This window comes from Streptococcus sp. GMD6S (genome assembly GCF_000297015.1).
The window spans coordinates 80,281-103,281 of record NZ_AJRH01000004.1 but is presented as its reverse complement, the minus strand read 5'-3'; the positions used below and the strand labels follow the sequence as shown (position 1 = coordinate 103,281).

Here is a 23,001-nt window from a genome sequence, read left to right as displayed (position 1 = left end):
TGGGTTTTCCGATCAAATGATGGTAAAATCCGCTATGTTTCACTTGAAGGGGATGGGGAAACTTTAAAAACAATCTTACCGATGGTTGAAAGTAGCTGGTCAACTACTAAAGCTGAATAAATGAAAAAAAGAAGATCCTTGGTCTTCTTTTTATTTTTTTACGAATAGATATATGAGTAGAAAAAGAAATGGAGTTGTATATGAAGATCACAAACTATGAGATTTACAAATTGAGAAAAGCTGGGCTGAGCAATCAACAAATTTTAACAGTTCTTGAATACGATGAGACTGTAGATCAGGAGCTCTTGCTAGGTGATATTGCAGAAATATCGGGGTGCCGTAATCCTGCTGTCTTTATGGAACGCTATTTCCAGATAGATGATGCACAGTTGGAGAAGGAGTTTCAGAAATTTCCATCCTTCTCGATTCTTGATGACTGTTATCCTTGGGATCTGAGTGAGATTTATGATGCTCCAGCTCTTTTGTTTTACAAAGGGAATCTGGATTTATTGAAATTTCCAAAGGTTGCTCTTGTAGGGAGTCGTTCTTGTTCGAGTCAAGGTGCTAAGTCGATCCAGAAAATTATCCAAGGTTTAGAAAACGAGTTAATCGTGGTTAGTGGATTAGCAAAAGGAATCGATACCGCTGCCCATATGGCTGCGCTCCAGAATGGAGGACGAACGATTGCTGTCATTGGAACAGGATTGGATGTTTTTTATCCACGTGCTAATAAACGCTTGCAGGACTACATTGGAAATCATCATCTAGTGCTAAGTGAGTACGGTCCAGGTGAAGAACCCTTAAAATTTCACTTTCCAGCTCGTAATCGTATCATTGCAGGATTGTGTCGTGGAGTTATTGTGGCAGAGGCAAGGATGCGGTCAGGGAGTCTCATTACCTGTGAACGCGCCATGGAGGAAGGACGCGATGTCTTTGCTATTCCAGGGAACATTCTTGATGGCCATTCAGATGGTTGCAACCACTTGATCCAAGAGGGAGCAAAACTGATCACAAGTGGTCAAGATGTGTTAGCAGAGTTTGAATTTTAAGGAGAAATTTATTCCCTCAGATAAACTTTTCTTCTATATATAGGAGTTAAGTCTTGACAGCTATAGAAAAATGGTTTACACTTTATAAAGTTTATTACTTTGAAAAGGTGTGATAGTGTGGCTACGGCAACAAAGAAGAAAAAATCAACAGTTAAAAAAAATCTAGTCATCGTGGAGTCGCCTGCTAAGGCGAAAACGATTGAGAAATATCTAGGACGAAATTACAAGGTTCTAGCCAGTGTTGGACATATCCGAGATTTGAAAAAATCCAGTATGTCTGTTGATATTGAAAACAATTATGAACCACAGTATATCAATATCCGTGGAAAAGGCCCTCTCATTAATGACTTGAAAAAAGAAGCTAAAAAGGCCAATAAAGTCTTTCTGGCGAGTGACCCGGACCGTGAAGGAGAAGCAATTTCCTGGCATTTGGCTCATATCCTTGATTTGGATGAGAATGATGCCAATCGTGTGGTCTTTAATGAAATCACCAAAGACGCAGTAAAAAATGCTTTTAAAGAACCTCGCAAGATTGATATGGACTTGGTCGATGCCCAACAAGCTCGTCGTGTCTTGGACCGCTTAGTAGGCTATTCGATTTCGCCAATTTTGTGGAAAAAGGTCAAGAAGGGCTTATCAGCAGGACGCGTGCAGTCAGTTGCCCTTAAGCTCATCATTGACCGTGAAAATGAAATCAATGCCTTCCAACCGGAAGAATACTGGACAATTGATGGTGTCTTTAAGAAGGGAACCAAGCAATTTCAGGCTTCTTTCTATGGTATGAATGGCAAAAAGATGAAATTGACCACCAATGAAGAGGTCAAAGAAGTCTTGTCCCATTTGACTAGTAAAGATTTCACAGTAGACCAGGTAGATAAGAAAGAACGCAAACGCAATGCGCCCCTACCTTATACGACTTCAACCATGCAGATGGATGCGGCTAACAAAATCAATTTCCGTACTCGAAAGACCATGATGGTGGCTCAACAGCTCTATGAAGGGATCAATATCGGATCGGGCGTGCAAGGTTTGATTACCTATATGCGTACAGACTCGACTCGTATCAGTCCTGTGGCTCAGAATGAAGCGGCAAGCTATATTAACGAGCGTTTTGGTAGCAAGTATTCCAAGCATGGTAGCAAGGTCAAGAATGCCTCAGGTGCTCAGGATGCTCACGAAGCCATTCGTCCATCTAGTGTCTTTAACACACCTGAAAGCATCGCTAAGTACTTGGACAAAGACCAGCTTAAGCTCTATACCCTTATCTGGAACCGTTTTGTGGCTAGCCAGATGACAGCTGCTATCTTTGATACCATGGCTGTTAAGCTCTCTCAAAATGGGGTTCAGTTTGCGGCGAATGGAAGCCAAGTTAAGTTTGATGGGTATCTTGCTATTTATAATGACTCTGACAAGAACAAAATGTTGCCAGATATGGCTGTTGGAGATGTGGTCAAACAGGTCAATAGCAAGCCAGAACAACATTTCACCCAACCGCCAGCTCGCTATTCGGAAGCAACTCTTATCAAGACCTTGGAAGAAAATGGGGTTGGACGTCCGTCAACCTATGCTCCGACCATTGAAACTATCCAAAAACGTTACTACGTTCGTCTGGCTGCTAAACGTTTTGAACCGACAGAACTGGGAGAAATTGTCAATAAACTCATTGTTGAATATTTCCCAGATATCGTAAATGTGACCTTCACAGCTGAGATGGAAGGAAAACTGGATGATGTCGAGGTTGGAAAAGAGCAGTGGCAACGGGTCATTGACGCCTTTTACAAACCATTCTCTAAAGAAGTAGCCAAGGCAGAAGCTGAAATGGAAAAAATCCAGATCAAGGATGAGCCAGCTGGATTTGACTGTGAGGTTTGTGGCAGTCCGATGGTGATTAAGCTAGGACGTTTTGGTAAATTCTATGCTTGCAGCAACTTCCCAGACTGCCGTCACACACAAGCAATTGTCAAAGAGATTGGAGTCGAGTGTCCAAGCTGTCATCAAGGACAAATCATCGAACGCAAAACCAAGCGCAATCGTATCTTCTATGGTTGCAATCGCTATCCAGAATGTGAGTTTACTTCCTGGGACAAACCAATTGGCCGTGACTGTCCAAAATGCGGACACTTCCTAGTGGAGAAAAAAGTCCGTGGTGGTGGTAAGCAGGTTGTATGTAGTAATGGCGACTACGAAGAAGAGAAAATTAAATAAAATGCAGAGTCCTGAAAATAAATTTCAGGCTCTTTTTACTTGAAGCTTGACAAATTTCCTCACTTTGTGGGAAACTAGTAGAAGATTATTTCAATTAGGAGAAGACATGCGTATTATTTACCTAAGTATTGGTTTTATTTCTTTAGCCTTGGCTCTTGTTGGGGTTGTCTTGCCCCTCTTGCCAACAACACCCTTCCTTTTGCTATCAATTGCTTGCTTTTCCAAGTCTTCAAAGAGATTTGAAGACTGGCTTTATCATACAAAGCTTTATCAGACTTATGTAGCGGACTTTCGGGAAACCAAGTCAATCGCGCGTGAACGAAAGAAAAAAATTATCGTATCTATCTATATCTTGATGGGGATTTCTATTTATTTTGCCCCTCTTTTACCAGTCAAAATCGGTCTGGGAGCCCTGACTATCTTTATTACCTACTATCTCTTTAAAGTCATTCCTGACAAAGAATAGATAAAAATAGTAGTTATTTGCCTTGATAAAAATGAAAGCATATTTAAAATAATATGATATAATAAATTTAAAGAAAACATCAAGGAGAATCAAATGATTTACGAATTTTGTGCTGAAAATGTGACCTTGCTTGAAAAAGCGATGCAGGCTGGAGCTCGTCGAATCGAACTTTGTGACAATCTAGCAGTGGGTGGAACAACACCTAGCTATGGAGTGACCAAGGCGGCGGTTGAACTGGCAGCTAACTACGACACCACCATCATGACCATGATTCGTCCCCGTGGTGGCGACTTTGTCTATACTGATCTTGAAATAGCGATCATGCTAGAAGACATTCGTTTGACTACTCAGGCTGGAAGTCAAGGGGTTGTATTTGGGGCATTAACTGCTGATAAGAAGTTGGATAAGCCTAATCTTGAGAAGCTGATTACCGCATCTAAAGGAATGGAAATTGTCTTTCACATGGCCTTTGATGAATTAAGTGATGAAGACCAGTTGGAAGCCATTGACTGGCTCAGCCAAGCCGGAGTCACTCGTATCTTAACTCGTGCTGGAGTTTCTGAGGACTCGCTAGACAAACGTTTTGCTCACTATCACAGAATTTTGGAACATGCAAAAGGTAAAATTGAAATCTTACCAGGTGGAGGAATTGACTTGGACAACCGTCAAACCTTTATCGACCAACTTGGTGTGACACAATTGCATGGAACCAAGGTTGTCTTTTAAAAAATAGAAAGGAACTGCTAGCTTTTGGTAGCAGTTTTCACTTATGTTTGAAATTTTTAACTCCTATCAGTTTAATAAAGAAAAAGCCCATGCCTATGGTTTTGTAGAAAATGAGGAATTCTGGACTTATAGTTGCCAGATTTTGCAGGGTGAATTTTTCATGACACTCTCCATCACTCCTGATAATGTGAGCTTTCAGGTTTTTGACCAGGAAACGGGAGATCTCTATCCTCAAGTTCATATGGAAAGCATGCGTGGGAGTTTTGTTGCAAGTGTCCGTGAGGCTTGTTTGGAGATTCTTTACCAGATTCGGAAGGCTTGTTTTGATGTGCAGGATTTTATCTATCCTCAGACTAAGCGTATCGTGGCTCAAGTTCTGGAAAAGTATGGCAATCAGTTGGAGTATCTGTGGGAAAAGTCTCCTGATACTGCTGTATTGCGCCATGAAGGCAATCAAAAGTGGTATGCTGTTGTGATGAGAATTCCATGGAATAAGCTGGAAAAGGGCAGAGAAGGACTAGTCGAAGCAGTCAACCTCAAACACGACCAAGTAGCTGACTTGCTTTCAAAAAAAGGCATTTATCCAGCATTCCATATGAACAAACGCTACTGGCTTAGTCTGGCGCTTGATGATAGTTTGCAAGATGAAGAAGTGTTAGAACTCATCGAAAGAAGTTGGAAATTGACTGTGAAAAAATAGGGAAATTCGCTTGAGTTTTCAAATACTTTCAATTAGCAAAATATTCTTTACTGAAGAAATTTTCAGAAAATAATGGATTTTTTCTTGACAAGTGTTTTTCGCTATGCTAAAATACTAAACAAGATATCAAACGAAGGAGAAAGTCAAACATGAAAACAGCTAAGTTTAATCAATTTGCTTTGTTGTTGAGGTACTCGGGCTAGTGCAAAAGCATTAGTCCTGTTTGGCTTACCAAGCGGGAGTAAATCAACATCTCGCTTGGGCTTCTAAGCGAGATGTTTTTTTAAAACCACATTTGGAAAAGGGGAAATCTTATGCGTAAAGTTGAATTTTTTGATACAAGCCTTCGTGATGGGGAACAAACACCTGGTGTTAACTTCTCAATAAAGGAAAAAGTTTCCATTGCAAGGCAGCTGGAGAAATGGGGAATTTCTGTAATTGAAGCTGGTTTTCCGGCTGCTAGTCCAGATTCATTTATAGCCGTTCAAGAAATTGCTAGAGCCATGAAAAAAACAGCAGTGACAGGATTAGCTCGTTCTGTAAAATCTGATATTGATGCTTGTTATGAGGCTCTTAAGGATGCCAAGTATCCTCAAATTCATGTCTTTATCGCTACCAGTCCGATTCACCGCAAGTATAAGCTCAATAAGAGCAAGGAAGAGATTTTAGAAGCTATCAAGGAACATGTTTCTTATGCACGTTCTAAGTTTGAAATCGTCGAATTCTCTCCTGAAGATGCGACTAGAACAGAGTTGGATTTCCTCTTACAAGTCGTTCAAACAGCGGTCGATGCAGGTGCATCTTATATCAATATCCCTGACACAGTTGGCTTTACGACTCCAGAAGAGTTTGCACGTATCTTTGATTACTTGACTGAAAATATTAAATCAGATCATAAAGTTGTCTTTGGTGTCCACTGTCACGATGATCTCGGTATGGCAACTGCAAATACTTTGACAGCAATTAAACACGGTGCTGGACGTGTCCAGGGAACCATTAATGGTATCGGTGAACGCGCAGGTAATGTTGCTCTTGAAGAAGTAGCTGTTGCTTTGAAGATTCGTGAGGATTTCTTCCAAGCCACTAGTGATATTGTTTTGGATGAAACAATGAATACGTCTGAAATGGTTTCTCGCTTTTCTGGTATTCCAGTTCCTAAAAACAAGGCTGTGGTTGGTGGCAATGCCTTCTCTCATGAATCGGGCATTCACCAAGATGGAGTCCTTAAAAATCCTCTCACTTATGAGATCATCACACCTGAATTGGTCGGCGTTAAGAGTAATAGTCTTCCGCTTGGAAAATTGTCAGGTCGCCACGCTTTTGTAGAAAAACTAAGAGAATTGGCCCTAGATTTTACAGAAGAGGATATCAAACCACTCTTCGTTAAGTTCAAGGCACTAGCGGACAAGAAACAAGAAATCACAGATGCAGATATTCGAGCTCTGGTGGCTGGAACCATGGTTGAAAACCCAGAAGGCTTCCACTTTGATGATTTGCAACTTCAAACCCATGCAGATAATGACATTGAAGCGCTTGTTAGTCTGGCTAATATGGATGGTGAAAAAGTCGAATTTAATGCGACAGGACAAGGTTCCGTTGAAGCGATCTTTAACGCTATCGATAAGTTCTTTAACCAATCTGTCCGCTTGGTGTCCTATACCATCGATGCGGTAACAGATGGAATCGATGCCCAAGCTCGTGTCTTGGTAACTGTTGAAAACAGAGATACAGAAACCATCTTTAACGCAGCAGGTCTCGATTTCGATGTATTGAAGGCTTCGGCTATTGCTTATATCAATGCCAATACCTTTGTTCAAAAAGAGAATGCAGGTGAGATGGGGCGTAGCGTTTCCTACCGAGACATGCCTAGTGTGTAAAGGAGAAGGCTATGACAAAGAAAATAGTAGCACTAGCAGGGGATGGAATCGGTCCAGAAATTATGGAAGCTGGTTTAACGGTTCTGGAAGCTCTAGCTTCAAAAACAGGCTTTGACTATGAGATAGACAGACGCCCCTTTGGAGGTGCGGGTATTGATGCTGCGGGGCATCCCTTACCTGATGAAACCCTCAAGGCATGTAGAGAAGCAGATGCTATTCTCCTTGCGGCTATCGGTAGTCCTCAGTATGATGGAGCATCGGTTCGGCCTGAACAAGGCTTGCTGGCTCTTCGTAAGGAACTCAATCTCTATGCCAATATTCGCCCTGTTAAGATTTTTGACAGTCTCAAGCATTTATCACCTCTCAAACCGGAACGAATTGCTGGTGTAGACTTTGTCGTGGTGCGTGAGTTGACAGGTGGGATTTACTTTGGGGATCATATCCTTGAAGAGCGCAAAGCGCGTGATATCAACGACTACAGCTATGAGGAAGTAGAGCGGATCATTCGCAAGACATTTGAAATCGCAAGAAGTCGCAGAAAAATCGTTACTAGTATCGATAAGCAAAATGTGTTAGCAACGTCGAAACTCTGGCGCAGAGTAGCTGAGGAAGTCGCGCAAGATTTCCCAGATGTGGCCTTGGAACACCAGTTGGTGGACTCGGCTGCCATGCTCATGATTACCAATCCTGCTAAGTTCGATGTCATCGTGACAGAGAATCTTTTCGGAGATATCTTATCTGATGAATCAAGCGTTCTATCAGGTACGCTTGGAGTTATGCCATCAGCCAGTCATTCTGAAAAGGGGCCAAGTCTTTATGAACCTATTCATGGTTCGGCACCTGATATTGCAGGTCAAGGAATTGCCAATCCTATTTCCATGATTTTGTCAGTTGCCATGATGTTGAGAGACAGTTTTGGACGTTATGAGGATGCAGAGCGTATCGAGCGTGCTATTGAAGCTAGTTTAGCGGCTGGTGTTTTAACTAGAGATATTGGAGGACAGGCTTCGACCAAGGAGATGACAGAAGCCATCATTGAAAGATTATGAAGATAAATGAAGGAATCACACTTGCCCTTTTGATTTGGAATCTGCTGATTTTCTTGATTTATGGCATTGACAAAGCAAAGGCAAGGAGAGGGGCTTGGCGCATCCCTGAGAAAATCTTACTTATTTTAGCCTTTACTTGTGGTGGTTTTGGTGCCTGGTTGGCAGGAATCACCTTTCATCACAAGACTAGAAAATGGTATTTTAAAACGGTTTGGTTTCTCGGGATGGTGACCACACTAGTAGCCTTATATTTTATTTGGAGGTAATGGATGGCAGGAAAATCAATTTTTGATAAATTATGGGACCGTCATGTCATCACAGGAGAAGAAGGGCAGCCCCAACTCATGTATGTGGACCAGCACTATATTCATGAAGTGACCAGTCCCCAAGCTTTTCAAGGATTACGAGATGCAGGCCGCAGATTGAGACGACCAGACTTGACATTTGGGACCTTTGACCACAATGTACCGACGGTCAATATCTACGATATTCGAGATGTCATTTCCAAGGCTCAAATTGATAAGCTTGCTGAAAATGTTGAGGAGTTTGGGATTGAACATGCGGCCCACGGTTCTGAAAAGCAGGGAATTGTTCACATGGTTGGTCCAGAAACAGGACGGACGCAACCAGGAAAATTCATCGTCTGTGGAGACAGCCACACAGCTACTCACGGAGCTTTCGGAGCTATCGCTTTTGGGATTGGGACCAGTGAGGTCGAGCATGTCTTTGCTACCCAGACCCTCTGGCAGGTCAAACCCAAGAAAATGCTGGTAGAATTCACTGGTGTTCCTCAAAAAGGAGTTTATTCTAAGGATTACATTCTCGCCTTAATTGCCAAGTACGGCGTTGCCTGTGGTGTTGGCTATGTGGTTGAATATCGTGGACAAGCCATTGATGCACTGACCATGGAAGAGAGAATGACCATCTGCAATATGTCCATCGAGTTTGGCTCCAAGATGGGAATTATGAATCCAGATCAGACCACCTATGACTATCTCAAGGGACGGGAATGTGTTCCAGAGGACTTTGAGGAGGCGGTTGCCGACTGGAAAAACCTAGTTAGCGATGACGATGCTGTCTATGATAAGGTTATCCGGATGGATGTCTCAGACTTGGCTCCTATGGTGACCTGGGGAACAAATCCTGCTATGGGGGTTGATTTTGACAGTAGATTCCCAGAAATTAAGGATATGAATGATGAGCGCGCTTATCATTACATGGACTTGGAGCCTGGTCAAAAGCCAGCGGATATTGAACTAGGCTATATCTTTATTGGCTCTTGTACCAATGCTCGGCTCAGTGACTTACAGCTGGCTGCGCGATTTGTCAAAGGGAAGAAGATTGCTCCCAATCTAACAGCAATCGTAGTACCAGGTTCTCGTCCTGTCAAACGAGCTGCTGAGAAGTTGGGCTTGGATAAGGTCTTCTTAGATGCTGGCTTTGAGTGGCGAGACCCAGGTTGCTCTATGTGCCTAGGGATGAATCCTGACAAGGTCCCTGATGGTGTCCACTGTGCCTCAACCAGTAACCGCAACTTTGAAGACAGACAAGGATTTGGTGCTAAAACCCATCTCTGCAGTCCAGCCATGGCAGCGGCGGCAGCTATAGCAGGGCGCTTCGTAGATGTTCGGCAAATGCCAGAGGCCCAGTAAGGAGAGGATATGGAGAAATTTACAGTTTATACGGGAACGACCGTTCCTCTCATGAATGATAACATTGACACCGACCAAATACTTCCTAAGCAGTTTCTCAAGTTAATTGATAAAAAAGGCTTTGGTAAGTACCTCATGTATGCTTGGCGTTATCTGGACGATAACTACACTGAGGATCCAGACTTTGTCTTTAACCGACCTGAATACCGAAAAGCCAGTATCCTCATCTCAGGGGATAACTTTGGGGCAGGTTCTTCGAGGGAACACGCAGCTTGGGCTCTAGCCGACTATGGTTTTAAGGTCGTGATTGCAGGCTCTTTCGGGGACATTCATTACAATAATGAACTCAATAATGGCATGTTGCCCATTGTTCAGCCTAGGGAGGTTAGAGAAAAACTAGCCCAACTTAAACCGACCGATCAGGTAACTGTGGACTTGGAACAACAAAAAATCATCTCACCAGTCGGAGAATTCACTTTCGAAATTGATAGAGAATGGAAACACAAGCTTTTAAATGGTTTGGATGATATCGGAATTACCTTGCAGTATGAGGACTTGATTGCTGCCTATGAAAAACGACGACCAGCCTACTGGCAGGATTAGTAAAAATAGAAAAGGAAATAGAACTATGACAAAACACATTCAATGGAACGGAACACTTTCACAAGAAGGCTATAACATTTTAAAAGGTGAGGGCGGATGTATCGTTTGTCCTACTAAAGTTGGTTACATTATCATGACTAGCGATAAGGCAGGTCTTGAACGCAAATTTGAAGCCAAAGAGCGTAACCGTAACAAACCAGGTGTTGTTCTCTGCGGTAGCATGGACGAGCTTCGCGCTTTAGCACAACTCAACCCAGAAATTGAAGCCTTCTACCAAAAACATTGGGACGAAGATATTCTCCTAGGTTGTATCCTTCCTTGGAAACCAGAAGCCTTTGAGAAACTCAAAGCATACGGTGATGGCCGTGAAGAACTTATGACTGACGTGCGTGGTACTAGCTGTTTTGTCATCAAGTTTGGTAAAGCTGGTGAACAACTGGCTGCCAAACTTTGGGAAGAAGGTAAAATGGTCTACGCCTCATCAGCTAACCCATCTGGAAAAGGAAACCGTGGTAAGGTGGAAGGTATCGGGGAACGGATCGAAGGAGCAGTGGATCTTGTCATTGAAGCAGACGACTATGTGGCATCTATCCAACCTGACAAAACGATTGAAACTCGCTACGAGCAAGGTGTGATGGTATCTATGGTTGATAAAGATGGTAAGCTCATCCCAGAACAAGGAGGAGACCGTTCAATCTCACCAGCACCAGTCGTTATCCGCAAAGGGCTTGACATTGATAAAATCATGATGCATTTGTCAGATACCTTTAACTCATGGGACTACCGCCAGGGTGAGTATTATTAAGATTGGAGAAGAGGAGAGAATCTAATCTCTCTTTTTTCTCTTTCTATTTCCGAAACAAAAACCGAACTATATAATTTGATTATTAAAAATATTTGACAAAAACTGTACTTTGGCTTATAATAAGTTAAGGAAACGTCGGAAAAGGCGTAGGGATGCGCAAGCATAGGTAGGTCATTACAAAAGAAACGAGACATCGATATGTTAAATGAATTTCCAATTTTTGATTACGAAGATATTCAGTTGATCCCAAATAAATGTGTCATTAAAAGCCGTGCAGAAGCAGACACGAGTGTCACACTTGGAAATCACACTTTCAAACTACCCGTTGTACCTGCAAATATGCAGACGATTTTGGATGAGAACGTAGCAGAGCAGCTTGCTAAAGGTGGTTACTTCTACATTATGCATCGTTTTGACGAGGCTGGGCGCATTCCTTTTATCAAGCGCATGCACAACCAAGGGCTCATTGCTTCCATTTCTGTCGGTGTCAAGGACTACGAGTATGACTTTGTTAGCCAACTCAAGGCTGATGCTCCGGAATATATCACGATTGATATTGCTCATGGTCATGCAGATAGTGTGATTTCAATGATTCAACACATCAAGAAAGAATTACCAGATACTTTTGTCATTGCTGGTAACGTTGGGACACCAGAAGCTGTTCGTGAATTGGAAAATGCCGGTGCGGATGCTACTAAGGTTGGAATCGGTCCTGGTAAGGTTTGTATCACCAAGGTCAAGACTGGTTTTGGTACAGGTGGCTGGCAGTTGGCTGCCCTTCGCTGGTGTGCTAAGGCTGCGCGTAAACCGATCATCGCTGATGGTGGCATTCGTACTCATGGTGATATTGCCAAGTCTATTCGTTTCGGTGCCAGCATGGTCATGATTGGTTCCCTTTTTGCAGGACATATCGAAAGCCCAGGAAAGACGATTGAAGTCGATGGCGAACAATTCAAAGAATACTATGGTTCAGCTTCTCAATACCAAAAGGGTGCTTATAAAAATGTGGAAGGAAAACGTATCTTACTGCCTGCTAAAGGGCATTTGCAAGACACCCTTACTGAGATGGAGCAGGACTTGCAAAGTGCTATCTCTTATGCAGGTGGACGAAAGGTTGCTGACCTCAAACACGTTGATTATGTTATCGTGAAAAACTCTATCTGGAACGGGGATGCTTCCCACTAATGGACGCTTAGTCTACCCATAAAAAACTTGTTATTAGAGCAAATTTCTGTTATAATAAGACAAGTTTCCACCCTTAGTGTAATGGATATCACGTAAGATTCCGGTTCTTGAGATGGGGGTTCGATTCCCTCAGGGTGGATGTAAAAAGCCTATGAAAGCCTTAAATAAGGCTTTTTTCTTTATCTCGCCCCAAGTTTATCCCTAAAATTGAAATTGTCTTCTAAAAAATGCTCAATTCCCCTCTAGTCCCGTTTTAAAGTGACTAAGGGGGCTTTTTTTGATATAATAAGAAGGACTGTTATCAGTTAGAAAGAGGTTGGTATGAAAGAATTACAAACTGTACTAAAGAAGCGTTTTGCAATCGAATTTGCAGACAAAAACTTACTGGAAACGGCCTTTACTCATACGAGTTATGCCAATGAGCACCGCCTCTTAAAAATTTCACACAATGAGCGCTTGGAATTTTTAGGAGACGCTGTTCTGCAATTATTGATTTCAGAATATCTGTATAAAAAATATCCTAAGAAACCAGAGGGAGATTTGTCTAAACTCCGTGCTATGATTGTCCGTGAGGAGAGTTTGGCTGGTTTTGCGCGTGATTGCCAGTTTGATCAGTTTATCAAGCTAGGAAAAGGAGAAGAAAAGTCTGGTGGGCGCAATCGTGACACCATTCTTGGAGATGCCTTTGAAGCTTTTTTGGGAGCATTGCTTTTGGACAAGGATGTTGCTAGAGTAAAAGAGTTCATCTATCAGGTCATGATTCCCAAGGTTGAAGCAGGTGACTTTGAAATGATTAAGGATTACAAGACACACCTGCAAGAGTTGCTCCAGGTCAATGGAGATGTGGATATTCGCTACCAGGTGACCTCTGAGACGGGGCCTGCCCATGACAAGGTTTTTGATGTAGAAGTTCTGGTTGAGGGCAAGAGTATCGGAAAAGGTCAAGGTCGTTCTAAAAAATTGGCTGAGCAAGAGGCCGCTAAAAATGCAGTTGAGAAAGGGCTGGATTCATGTATTTAAAGGAGATTGAGATTCAGGGATTCAAGTCCTTTGCTGACAAGACCAAGGTCGTATTTGACCAAGGCGTGACAGCTGTCGTTGGACCCAATGGTTCTGGGAAGTCAAATATCACAGAAAGTTTGCGATGGGCCTTGGGTGAGTCTAGTGTCAAGAGTCTTCGTGGTGGCAAGATGCCGGACGTTATCTTTGCTGGAACTGAAAGTCGCAAACCACTCAATTATGCCTCTGTTGTCGTGACCTTGGACAATGAAGATGGTTTTATTAAGGATGCAGGGCAAGTCATTAAGGTAGAACGCCATATCTACCGTAGTGGAGATAGCGAGTATCGAATTGATGGCAAGAAAGTTCGCTTGCGTGATATTCATGACCTCTTCTTGGATACCGGTTTGGGTCGGGATTCCTTCTCCATCATTTCCCAAGGGAAGGTTGAGGAAATTTTTAACTCCAAACCCGAAGAACGCCGTGCTATTTTTGAAGAAGCTGCTGGAGTTTTAAAATACAAGACTCGTCGAAAAGAAACAGAAAGCAAACTGCAACAAACTCAAGACAATCTCGACCGCTTAGAGGATATTATCTATGAATTGGACAATCAAATCAAGCCCCTTGCAAAACAAGCCGAGAATGCGCGCAAGTTTCTCGACTTGGATGGTCAACGCAAGGCGATTTACTTGGATGTACTGATTGCTCAAATCAAGGAAAACAAGTCTGAACTAGAGCTAACAGAAGACGAGCTAACGCAGGTTCAGGAACTCTTGACCAGTTATTACCAAAAACGTGAAGAGTTAGAAGAGGAAAATCAAACTCTTAAAAAGAAACGCCAAGATCTCCAAGCTCAAATGGCTAAAGACCAAGGGAGCTTAATGGATTTGACTAGTTTGATCAGTGACTTAGAGCGAAAACTAGCCTTGTCTAAACTGGAATCTGAGCAGGTAGCCCTCAATCAACAAGAAGCACAAACCCGTTTGGCGACTTTGGAAGATAAGAGAAAGGCTCTGAGTAAAGAAAAATCTGAAAAAGAAGCGAACTTGGAACAGTTAGAGGAAAGTCTAGCTGAAAACAACAAGGAACTCAATCGTTTAGAAGCGGAGTTGTTGGCATTTTCAGATGATCCTGACCAAATGATCGAGCTCCTGCGTGAACGTTTTGTTGCGCTTTTACAAGAAGAAGCGGATGTCTCAAACCAACTGACCCGCATCGAGAATGAGTTGGAAAACAGCCGTCAGCAGTCTCAAAAACAAGCTGATCAACTTGAGAAACTGAAAGAACAACTGGCTACAGCTAGAGAAAAGGCCAGTCAACAGCAGGCTGAGCTTGAAACTGCCAAGGAGCAGGTTCAGAAATTATTGGCTGACTACCAAGCTAGTGCCAAGGAACAAGAGGAGCAGAAAGTTTCTTACCAAGCCCAGCAGAGCCAACTCTTTGATCGTCTAGACAGTCTCAAAAACAAGCAGGCTAGAGCCCAGAGTTTGGAAAACATCCTAAAAAATCATAGTAATTTTTATGCGGGTGTTAAGAGTGTTCTTCAAGAAAAAGCCCGTCTTGGTGGGATCATTGGTGCAGTCAGTGAACATTTGACCTTTGATGTGCATTATCAAACTGCCCTAGAGATTGCGCTTGGAGCTAGCAGTCAGCATATCATCGTAGAAGATGAAAACGCGGCAACAAAGGCGATTGATTTCCTCAAGCGCAATAGAGCTGGTCGTGCGACCTTTCTTCCATTGACGACTATCAAAGCTCGTACGATTTCTAGTCAGAATCAAGATGCTATCGCAGCAAGTCCAGGATTTCTGGGAATGGCAGATGAGTTGGTGTCGTTTGATAAGAGACTAGAAGCCATTTTCAAAAACTTGCTAGCCACAACGGCTATCTTTGATACCGTAGAACATGCCCGTACGGCAGCTCGTCAAGTTCGTTACCAGGTTCGTATGGTGACGCTTGATGGTACCGAATTGCGTACAGGTGGTTCCTACGCGGGTGGTGCCAATCGTCAAAACAACAGTATTTTCATCAAGCCAGAGCTGGAACAATTACAAAAAGAAATTGCTGAAGAAGAAGCTGACTTGCGGTCAGAAGAAGCGAGTTTGAAGACCTTGCAAGATGAGATGGCGGTATTGGCAGAAAGATTAGAAGCCATCAAATCTCAGGGTGAGCAAGCTCGTATTCAGGAGCAAGGTTTGTACCTCGCTTATCAACAAACCAATCAGCAGGTCGAAGAACTGGAAACGCTTTGGAAACTTCAAGAAGAGGAATTAAATCGCCTATCTGAAGGAGATTGGCAAGCGGACAAGGAAAAATGCCAAGAGCGCCTTGCAACTATCGCCAGTGAAAAGCAAAATCTGGAAGCTGAGATTGAAGAGATTAAGTCTAACAAAAACGCTATTCAAGAACGTTATCAAAACTTGCAGGAACAAGTAGCGCAAGCACGCTTGCTTAAGTCAGAACTGCAAGGACAAAAGCGGTATGAAGTGACTGATATTGAACGACTAAGTAAGGAATTGGATAATCTGGATCTCGAACAAGAGGAAATTCAGCGCCTTCTCCAAGAAAAGGTTGATAATCTTGAGAAAGTGGATACGGATTTGCTAAGTCAGCAGGTGGAAGAGGCCAAAACTCAGAAAGCCAATCTTCAACAAGGTCTGATTCGCAAGCAGTTTGAATTGGATGATATCGAGGGTCAACTGGATGATATTGCCAGCCATTTGGATCAGGCTCGCCAGCAGAACGAAGAGTGGATTCGCAAACAAACACGTGCTGAAGCCAAGAAAGAAAAGGTCAGCGAACGCTTGCGCTATCTACAAGCTCAATTAACTGACCAGTACCAGATCAGCTACACTGAGGCTCTAGAAAAAGCGCATGAGTTGGAAGACCTCAATCTGGCAGAGCAAGAGGTTAAGGATCTTGAGAAGGCTATTCGCTCACTCGGTCCAGTCAATTTGGATGCTATTGAACAGTACGAAGAAGTCCACAATCGTTTGGATTTCCTAAATAGCCAACGAGATGATATTTTGTCTGCGAAAAACTTGCTTCTTGAGACCATCACAGAGATGAATGATGAGGTTAAGGAACGCTTTAAATCAACCTTTGAGGCTATTCGTGAGTCCTTTAAAGTGACCTTTAAACAGATGTTTGGCGGTGGTCAGGCAGACTTGATATTGACTGAGGGTGATCTTTTAACAGCTGGTGTGGAGATTTCTGTTCAACCACCAGGTAAGAAAATCCAATCTCTCAACCTTATGAGTGGTGGGGAAAAAGCCCTATCAGCTCTGGCTCTGCTCTTCTCAATCATCCGAGTTAAGACCATTCCTTTCGTCATCTTGGACGAGGTAGAAGCGGCGCTGGACGAAGCCAATGTTAAACGTTTTGGGGATTACCTCAACCGCTTTGATAAGGATAGTCAGTTTATCGTCGTGACCCACCGTAAGGGAACGATGGCGGCAGCGGATTCTATCTATGGAGTTACCATGCAAGAATCAGGTGTGTCTAAGATTGTTTCGGTTAAGTTAAAAGATTTAGAAGAAACAGTAGACTAGTTACTAAATGATAGCATCTCTTAGGAGGTGCTATTTTTAAAACTAAAGTGCTACATTTTCTCTTAAGGTCAGTTCAGGCGCAAAAAACGACATTTGGGATTTCCTCTTAGCGAAAAGACTTTCTCTATGATATAATAGTTTCATGATTACAACAGTACCTATTAAGAACGAAAAAGATATTGCAGTACCAGGTAATACAGTCCTTGTACTAGGTTATTTTGATGGCATCCACAAGGGGCATCAGAAACTCTTTGAAGTAGCCAGTAAGGCTTCGATGAAGGATTATCTGCCAGTTGTCGTGATGACCTTTACAGAATCGCCAAAACTTGCCTTACAACCTTACCAACCTGAACTCATGCTTCACATCGTCAATCATGAGGAACGAGAGCACAAGATGAAGTGGCACGGAGTAGAGGCTCTTTTCCTACTTGACTTTAGTAGCAAATTTGCTAGTCTAACGGGTCAAGAATTCTTTGATACCTATGTTCGAGCTTTAAAACCAGCGATTATTGTAGCAGGATTTGACTATACCTTTGGCTCAGATAAGAAAACTGCGGATGACCTGAAGGACTATTTTGATGGAGAGATCATCATTGTTCCTCCAGTTGAGGATGAAAAGGGCAAGATTAGTTCTACACGGATTCGTCAGGCAATTCTTGATGGAGATGTAAAGGAAGTCAAGCATCTGCTCGGCACTCCGCTCCCATCTCGTGGAATGGTCGTTCATGGAAATGCTCGTGGGCGGACTATTGGTTATCCAACAGCCAATCTGGTCCTAAGAGACCGAACTTACATGCCAGCGGACGGTGTTTACGTAGTCGATATCGAAGTGCAACGTCAGAGATATCGTGGCATGGCAAGTGTTGGGAAAAATGTTACTTTCGATGGAGAAGAACCACGTTTTGAAGTCAATATTTTCGACTTTTCAGACGATATTTACGGTGAGACAGTCATGGTCTACTGGCTGGACCGTGTTCGCGATATGGTCAAATTTGACTCCATAGAAGAACTCGTAGACCAACTCCAGAAAGACGAAGAGATTGCTCGGAACTGGAAGGATGGAGAGTAGAAGAGTTAAAAAAGTGAACCATATTATGGGTTTGCTTTTTTATTTTTGAAAGAAATTTTTATAGAGAGAAACATAATTGAAGCTTGATTGAAAATCTGTTAAAATAGTGATATTCATAACTTTAAAAATCAAAGAAAAGAGACTAATATGATTACAGGCGAATTCAATATTCCAAGTGGTGAAATTATCTTTACTCCTGAAGAATTGGATCATCAGGTCTCTTATGTATCTGATGATGCCTTTAACTTGAAATTGGATACAATTTTTGATGAATACGACGATGTTTTCAAAGCTTTGTTGGAAAGATGACAGTCTATTTAACAGAAAAGCAAATTGAAAAAAATGATAAGCTATTCTAAATGGGTTTCTGAACATTCTGTCAGAGAAAAGAACAAAAAGTAAGCTAGTTTGTTAGATTGAAATGAGTATAAGAAAAAAATGAAGAGACAATATTGGAATTCTGTAATACAGAAATTCTGATATTGTCTCTTTTTATTGAAATACGCGATAAACATAAGGATTTTCTGGTTTGTCTACTTTTGTGAAACTCTCAACTTCCAGTGTTGGGAGTTTTTGTTTGAGTTCTTTATGGTAGTGGAGGGTCAGGGTTCCTCTAGCGGTAATCCAGGTATTGTCAGGATACTGGCGTGAGTTTCCCTTGGTCAGGAGTCCATATACACCAGAGTCTGCGATACAGTGGATAATCCCAAAGCGAAAGAGGAATTGGCTATCTGGATGGCTAGGATCGTTATAAACAAAGCCTGTAAACTCGATTTTCTTTCCTTCAAACTCCTGAGGATAGTCATAGAGAACTTCCATGACCTCCATATAGTTTTCATCTGTAACCTGAATGGTTGACTGGGAGAGGTATTTATCAGCTGTAGACCTCATTTCCTTTTCATAAGCAGATTTGGAAAAATAGGTGCTGGTATCGGGTTTGAGGTATTGACTGGATGTTCCTTCGCTTGCCTGAATGGCTGTGTTGATTCCCTCAGCAAGTGGGAAATGATAACCTTTGGCAGATACAGTTCTCGAGTCCAAACTTACGGTCGGAAAGGCAACCCCAATCAAGAGAGGTAGAGACAGTAAAAGGACGCTGATTTGTCTAGCTCGACGACTTTCCAAATGGCTGTGAGAGTTGATTTTCTTGATCCAGATATAGAATTGGACCAGAGCCAACAGAAGAGAAAGGATCATGGAGATATAGACTAGATAGGAATAGTGGAGGTTGATGTAGTGACTGAGCTTGCCAGATAGCTGCAGATACAGAGTTAGAGCAAAATAACCCAGTAAAATGAAAAATCGGATCATAGCATCACTCCTATCATGTAAGAATAAAGCAAGACAAACACTGTCACGATGCCCATGAATTGCAAGATGAAGCGCGCTTTGAGATAGTGTTTCATCATGAGGAGATTTTTGATATCAAGCATGGGGCCAATGACCAGAAAGGCAAGGACTGGCGCTAGGCCGAAGCTCGAGAGGAGAGAAGCGCCGATAAAGGCGTCCGCCTCGCTACAAAGAGAGAGGAGAAAGGCTAGAAACATGAGCAAGAGAATCGCAAGGACTGGACTAGCACTGATAGAGGTCAAGATCCGAGTCGGGACATAGACCTGCACGATAGCCGCAAAGAGACAGCCAAAGACCAAGTAACGCCCCATATCGAAAAACTCATCAATAGCTTGTATAAAGATCTGAAACACTTTTCTAGCGGGACCCAAGTGTGAAAAGTCATGTTCATGGCAAGCGATAGGATTCTCTTTTTGAATGGGTTCCTTCCAGAAAAATCCTAGGAAAATCCCCAGAATCAAAGCAATCACAATAGCTCCCAGAGCTCGCAAGAAGGCAAGTTTTATTGAATTGCCAAAGGCAGAATATGTGGCGAAAAGAACGATAGGATTGATGATGGGAGCAGTCACCAGAAAAGGAACCGCTGTGTAGCTGGGCACTTTCTTTTCCAGAAAACGATTGATAATCGGAACGATACCACATTCGCAAGAAGGAAAGAGAAAGCCAATGAAGGTACCAAAAAAGATCCTCCCCCAACGATTGCGAGGGAGAAACTCATAAACTTTATCAGGTGTGATATAGACCTCAATCAATCCCGAAATGAGACTCCCAATCAAGACAAAAGGAAGGGCTTCAATCATGATGGAGAGAAAAATAGCTCCCGCTTGTAATACACTAGGAGGAAGAGATTGGAAAATCGTCATCTATTTTTTCTTCTCAACTTTTTCTTTTTTATCTTTGTCATCTGGAAAAGTGACCTGTGTTAAGTCAGGAAGTTTGGCGAATTCTTCAAACATCTTGTCCAAGTCATCCGTTTTTGTAAATTTAACAGCCATGGGCCTACCTCTTTTCTACATTCTACCTCTATTATACTATTATTTTGTGGAAAAGGGATTATTTTGATAATCAAAGATGCAAAAACAGGTAAGGCAAAACAAGAACTGTTCCTTATGGTATAATAGATTCATGGATAAAAAATATGAAAAAATCTCCCAAGATTTGGGTGTAACCTTAAAGCAAATCGATACTGTTCTAAGTTTGACGGCTGAGGGGGCGACAATTCCCTTCATCGCGCGTTATCGCAAGGACATGACTGGTAGTCTGGATGAGGTGGCGATTAAGGCTATTATCGACTTGGATAAAAGTCTGACAAATCTCAATGACCGTAAGGAAGCTGTCTTGGCTAAGATTCAAGAACAAGGCAAGCTGACCAAGGAATTGGAAGCAGCTATTTTGGCAGCTGAGAAATTAGCAGACGTAGAAGAACTCTATCTTCCTTATAAGGAAAAACGTCGGACCAAGGCAACCATTGCCCGTGAAGCTGGACTCTTTCCTCTTGCTCGCTTGATTTTGCAAAACGTAGATGGCTTAGAGAAAGAAGCTGAGAAGTTTGTCTGTGAAGGATTTGCGACTGGTCAAGAAGCCTTGGCTGGTGCGGTTGATATCTTGGTCGAAGCCTTATCGGAAGATGTGACTTTGCGTTCACTGACCTATCAAGAAGTGTTGAGACACTCTAAAATCACTTCGCAAGTCAAGGATGAAAGCCTTGATGAAAAACAAGTTTTTCAGATTTACTATGATTTTTCAGAGACAGTTGGCAACATGCAGGGTTATCGTACCTTGGCTCTCAATCGTGGGGAGAAACTAGGTGTCTTAAAAGTCGGCTTCGAACATGCGACAGACCGTATCTTATCATTCTTTGCTGCTCGTTTCAAGGTGAGAAACGCCTATATTGATGAAGTGGTTCAACAGTCAGTTAAGAAAAAGGTCTTGCCGGCTATCGAGCGGCGCATTCGGACAGAGTTAACCGAAAAGGCAGAAGAAGGGGCTATCCAACTCTTTTCTGACAACTTGCGAAATCTCCTCTTGGTTGCTCCACTGAAAGGGCGCGTGGTTCTAGGCTTTGACCCTGCTTTTCGTACAGGTGCCAAGCTTGCTGTCGTAGATGCAACAGGGAAAATGCTGACGACTCAAGTCATTTATCCTGTTAAACCAGCTTCAGCTCGTCAGATTGAAGAAGCCAAGAAAGATTTGGCAGATTTGATTGGACAGTATGGCGTGGAAATTATTGCTATCGGAAATGGAACGGCCAGCCGGGAAAGCGAAGCCTTTGTGGCGGAAGTTCTGAAAGATTTTCCAGAAGTGAGCTATGTTATCGTCAATGAAAGTGGTGCTTCTGTCTACTCTGCCAGTGAACTTGCTCGTCAGGAGTTTCCAGAATTAACTGTTGAAAAACGCTCTGCTATTTCTATCGCTCGTCGTTTGCAAGATCCGCTTGCCGAATTGGTCAAAATTGATCCCAAGTCAATCGGTGTCGGGCAATACCAGCACGATGTCAGTCAGAAGAAACTGTCTGAAAGTCTGGACTTTGTCGTTGATACGGTGGTTAACCAGGTCGGTGTCAATGTCAATACAGCCAGCCCAGCACTTCTCTCCCATGTAGCTGGACTCAATAAAACTATCTCTGAAAATATCGTTAAATACCGTGAAGAAGAAGGAAAAATCACTTCACGCTCTCAAATTAAGAAAGTTCCTCGTCTCGGTGCCAAAGCCTTTGAGCAAGCTGCTGGTTTCCTCCGTATTCCTGAAAGTAGCAATATCCTTGATAATACAGGAGTTCATCCAGAGAACTATGCTGCCGTCAAAGAGCTTTTCAAACGCTTGGATATCAAAGACTTGAATGAAGAGGCACAAAGTAAGCTTAAGTCCCTTTCAGTTAAGGAGATGGCACAGGAACTGAATCTCGGCCCAGAAACCCTTAAAGATATCATTGCCGACCTTCTTAAACCAGGTCGAGATTTCCGGGACTCCTTTGATGCACCTGTGCTTCGCCAAGATGTCTTGGATATCAAGGATTTAAAAGTCGGCCAGAAGCTGGAAGGTGTGGTGCGTAATGTCGTTGATTTCGGTGCCTTCGTTGATATTGGGATTCACGAGGATGGCTTGATTCATATTTCCCACATGAGTCGCAAATTTATCAAACATCCCAGCCAAGTGGTTTCAGTCGGAGATTTGGTAACGGTTTGGGTTAAGAAAATCGATACCGAACGTGAAAAAGTCAATCTGTCGCTCCTTGCTCCAGATGAATCTAACTGAGTACGTTCAGTCTGTTTCACTCGAAGACTTTGGTAGACCTTTCACGCACCAAGCTCAGTGGAATTCTCGTCTGCGAACGACAGGCGGGCGATTTTTCCCTAAAGATGGGCATTTGGATTTTAATCCCAAGGTCTATAATGAACTTGGTTTGAAGGTTTTTCGAAAAATCGTACGCCATGAACTCTGTCACTATCACCTTTATTTTCAGAAAAAAGGATATCGACATAAGGACCGAGATTTTAAAGAACTTTTGAAAGAAGTGGATGGACTGCGCTTTGTCCCCCCTCTGAAAGACCAAAGTACCTACCTAGTCTATCAGTGTCAATCCTGCAAGCAATCCTATCAACGAAAGAGGAAGATTGATACCAAACGCTATCGCTGTGGCGTCTGCCGTGGTAAACTCGTCATCTTAAATCGGCCTAAGGACTGATGTTTGTGAACCTGTTTCATGCTATACTAC

21 protein-coding genes and 1 tRNA gene are annotated in these 23,001 nt (G+C 42.6%); 19 read left to right on the top strand and 3 right to left on the bottom strand.

What is annotated here, in order from left to right; genetic code table 11:
- The first annotated feature begins 200 nt into the window (after nucleotides 1-200).
- The 17 genes from dprA (at nucleotide 201) to GMD6S_RS00975 (ending at nucleotide 18,245) form a co-directional block, all read left to right on the top strand.
- Nucleotides 201-1,049: a DNA-processing protein DprA gene (dprA, locus tag GMD6S_RS01055; protein WP_000705327.1), complete on the top strand. Its 849-nt coding sequence runs from the start codon at nucleotides 201-203 to the stop codon at nucleotides 1,047-1,049.
- Nucleotides 1,050-1,166: 117 nt separating this feature from the next.
- Nucleotides 1,167-3,254, top strand: a complete 2,088-nt coding sequence (gene topA, locus GMD6S_RS01050) for a type I DNA topoisomerase (protein WP_000179628.1) — start codon at nucleotides 1,167-1,169, stop codon at nucleotides 3,252-3,254.
- Between the two features lie 106 nt (nucleotides 3,255-3,360).
- On the top strand, nucleotides 3,361-3,720 hold the full coding sequence (locus GMD6S_RS01045; protein WP_001220359.1) for a YbaN family protein: 360 nt from the start codon (nucleotides 3,361-3,363) through the stop codon (nucleotides 3,718-3,720).
- Between the two features lie 93 nt (nucleotides 3,721-3,813).
- A complete protein-coding gene (locus GMD6S_RS01040; protein WP_000638807.1) occupies nucleotides 3,814-4,446 on the top strand; it encodes a copper homeostasis protein CutC in 633 nt (210 codons plus the stop codon).
- A 43-nt stretch (nucleotides 4,447-4,489) separates the two neighbouring features.
- Entirely contained in the window at nucleotides 4,490-5,146 is a 657-nt protein-coding gene (locus tag GMD6S_RS01035) for an MmcQ/YjbR family DNA-binding protein (protein ID WP_000461618.1), read from the top strand.
- 314 nt (nucleotides 5,147-5,460) lie between these two features.
- Complete coding sequence (locus GMD6S_RS01030) at nucleotides 5,461-7,023, top strand: 2-isopropylmalate synthase (RefSeq protein WP_001233214.1); 1,563 nt, start codon at nucleotides 5,461-5,463, stop codon at nucleotides 7,021-7,023.
- Between the two features lie 11 nt (nucleotides 7,024-7,034).
- Nucleotides 7,035-8,072, top strand: a complete 1,038-nt coding sequence (leuB, locus tag GMD6S_RS01025; protein WP_000162529.1) for a 3-isopropylmalate dehydrogenase — start codon at nucleotides 7,035-7,037, stop codon at nucleotides 8,070-8,072.
- Complete coding sequence (locus GMD6S_RS01020; RefSeq protein WP_000700085.1) at nucleotides 8,069-8,338, top strand: DUF1294 domain-containing protein; 270 nt, start codon at nucleotides 8,069-8,071, stop codon at nucleotides 8,336-8,338. Before leuB ends, GMD6S_RS01020 begins: the two co-directional genes overlap by 4 nt.
- Before the next feature lie 3 nt (nucleotides 8,339-8,341).
- Nucleotides 8,342-9,724 carry a 3-isopropylmalate dehydratase large subunit gene (leuC, locus tag GMD6S_RS01015; protein ID WP_000907574.1) on the top strand — a complete coding sequence of 461 codons (1,383 nt, stop codon included), beginning with the start codon at nucleotides 8,342-8,344 and terminating at the stop codon, nucleotides 9,722-9,724.
- Between the two features lie 9 nt (nucleotides 9,725-9,733).
- Nucleotides 9,734-10,327, top strand: a complete 594-nt coding sequence (gene leuD, locus GMD6S_RS01010) for a 3-isopropylmalate dehydratase small subunit (RefSeq protein ID WP_000410639.1) — start codon at nucleotides 9,734-9,736, stop codon at nucleotides 10,325-10,327.
- Nucleotides 10,328-10,352: 25 nt separating this feature from the next.
- The gene (locus GMD6S_RS01005) at nucleotides 10,353-11,132 is read left to right on the top strand and encodes an L-threonylcarbamoyladenylate synthase (RefSeq protein WP_000160520.1); all 780 of its coding nucleotides are present in this window, start codon (nucleotides 10,353-10,355) and stop codon (nucleotides 11,130-11,132) included.
- Nucleotides 11,133-11,330: 198 nt separating this feature from the next.
- Nucleotides 11,331-12,317 carry a GMP reductase gene (locus GMD6S_RS01000; protein ID WP_000931181.1) on the top strand — a complete coding sequence of 329 codons (987 nt, stop codon included), beginning with the start codon at nucleotides 11,331-11,333 and terminating at the stop codon, nucleotides 12,315-12,317.
- Nucleotides 12,318-12,384: 67 nt separating this feature from the next.
- Nucleotides 12,385-12,456: transfer RNA gene (locus tag GMD6S_RS00995), tRNA-Arg, on the top strand.
- Between the two features lie 182 nt (nucleotides 12,457-12,638).
- Nucleotides 12,639-13,337, top strand: a complete 699-nt coding sequence (gene rnc / locus GMD6S_RS00990; RefSeq protein ID WP_000661472.1) for a ribonuclease III — start codon at nucleotides 12,639-12,641, stop codon at nucleotides 13,335-13,337.
- Entirely contained in the window at nucleotides 13,328-16,867 is a 3,540-nt protein-coding gene (smc, locus tag GMD6S_RS00985) for a chromosome segregation protein SMC (RefSeq protein ID WP_000280904.1), read from the top strand. Before rnc ends, smc begins: the two co-directional genes overlap by 10 nt.
- Before the next feature lie 142 nt (nucleotides 16,868-17,009).
- Nucleotides 17,010-17,936: a bifunctional riboflavin kinase/FAD synthetase gene (locus GMD6S_RS00980; RefSeq protein WP_000633651.1), complete on the top strand. Its 927-nt coding sequence runs from the start codon at nucleotides 17,010-17,012 to the stop codon at nucleotides 17,934-17,936.
- A gap of 147 nt (nucleotides 17,937-18,083) precedes the next feature.
- Nucleotides 18,084-18,245 carry a hypothetical protein gene (locus GMD6S_RS00975; RefSeq protein ID WP_000627735.1) on the top strand — a complete coding sequence of 54 codons (162 nt, stop codon included), beginning with the start codon at nucleotides 18,084-18,086 and terminating at the stop codon, nucleotides 18,243-18,245.
- A gap of 183 nt (nucleotides 18,246-18,428) precedes the next feature.
- Here GMD6S_RS00975 and GMD6S_RS00970 read toward each other — a convergent pair whose 3' ends face one another.
- The 3 genes from GMD6S_RS00970 to GMD6S_RS13060 are packed head-to-tail and all read right to left on the bottom strand — an operon-like array spanning nucleotide 18,429 to nucleotide 20,281.
- The gene (locus GMD6S_RS00970) at nucleotides 18,429-19,247 is read right to left on the bottom strand and encodes a TIGR03943 family putative permease subunit (protein ID WP_000617742.1); all 819 of its coding nucleotides are present in this window, start codon (nucleotides 19,245-19,247) and stop codon (nucleotides 18,429-18,431) included.
- A complete protein-coding gene (locus GMD6S_RS00965) occupies nucleotides 19,244-20,149 on the bottom strand; it encodes a permease (RefSeq protein WP_000151877.1) in 906 nt (301 codons plus the stop codon). The genes GMD6S_RS00970 and GMD6S_RS00965 overlap by 4 nt, the downstream gene beginning before the upstream one ends.
- A complete protein-coding gene (locus GMD6S_RS13060) occupies nucleotides 20,150-20,281 on the bottom strand; it encodes an SPJ_0845 family protein (protein WP_000268696.1) in 132 nt (43 codons plus the stop codon).
- A gap of 130 nt (nucleotides 20,282-20,411) precedes the next feature.
- On the opposite strand from GMD6S_RS13060, the gene GMD6S_RS00955 reads away from it, so the two are divergent.
- On the top strand, nucleotides 20,412-22,541 hold the full coding sequence (locus GMD6S_RS00955) for a Tex family protein (protein ID WP_000359111.1): 2,130 nt from the start codon (nucleotides 20,412-20,414) through the stop codon (nucleotides 22,539-22,541).
- Entirely contained in the window at nucleotides 22,528-22,971 is a 444-nt protein-coding gene (locus tag GMD6S_RS00950; protein ID WP_001054542.1) for a SprT family protein, read from the top strand. The genes GMD6S_RS00955 and GMD6S_RS00950 overlap by 14 nt, the downstream gene beginning before the upstream one ends.
- Nucleotides 22,972-23,001: the final 30 nt, after the last annotated feature.